Annotated in this window: 1 protein-coding gene; it reads right to left on the reverse strand. The window is 69.5% G+C overall.

The features are described 5' to 3' along the window. On the reverse strand, window positions 1–572 hold a 572-nt coding region (locus EQG76_RS12090), incomplete at its 3' end, for a hydantoinase/oxoprolinase N-terminal domain-containing protein (protein ID WP_321573454.1). Window positions 573–773 lie beyond the last annotated feature (201 nt).

Genomic DNA, 773 nt, shown 5'->3' on the forward strand with positions numbered 1-773 from the left:
AGTCGGGCCGCGATCGCCCGGCCGAGCTCGATCTCCAGCGTCGGGTCGACATAGGCGTTCAGGAGCATGATCGCGACCGCACCGGCCCGCGAGGCGGCGATCTCCCGGCACAGCGCATCGACCGCGGCCTCGTCCGGCCGGGCCAGCACGGCACCGTCGGCGGCGACCCGCGCATCGATCTCGAAGATCAGGTCGCGCGGGACGACCGCCTGTTCCTTGCCCAGGTGGAAGTTGTAGGGCGTCTTGAGCTTCGCCCGCCCGATCTCCAGCACGTCGCGCCCACCCTTGGCGACCACCAGGGCGACATCGGCCACCTTGCGCTGCAGGATCGCGTTCAGTGCCAGCGTGGTGCCATGGACGATGCGCAGGGTCCGGCCGGCCAGCGCCGGATGCCGTGCTGTCAGCGCGCGCAGCCCCTCCCCCACCGCCCGCGACGGATCGGCCGGCGTGCTCGGCTGCTTGTGCTGGAGGAGGCTACCGTCCGGCATCACCACCACGAAGTCGGTGAAGGTTCCGCCCACGTCGATCCCGACGGCGGGCATCCCCTCCTGGGACTGACCGGACAAGCTCATCGAGCGGGCACCCTCCACACATCATGACGGATTGAACGATGGATTGATCGGGACGACGCGGGACGGGAACCGCCCTCCATGCCGTCAGCGGCCAGGACATGCGCAGACCTGCGGGCGGCAACCTAGCCAGGCAACCGATTACCATCCAGACCTATTACGCAAGTGCAGCATGCCGGCCGGACCAGTGCTGCCTGCCGCCCG

Origin of the sequence: Geminicoccus flavidas, from assembly GCF_009806515.1 — a bacterium.
GTDB classification, from domain to species: Bacteria; Pseudomonadota; Alphaproteobacteria; order Geminicoccales; family Geminicoccaceae; genus Geminicoccus; species Geminicoccus flavidus.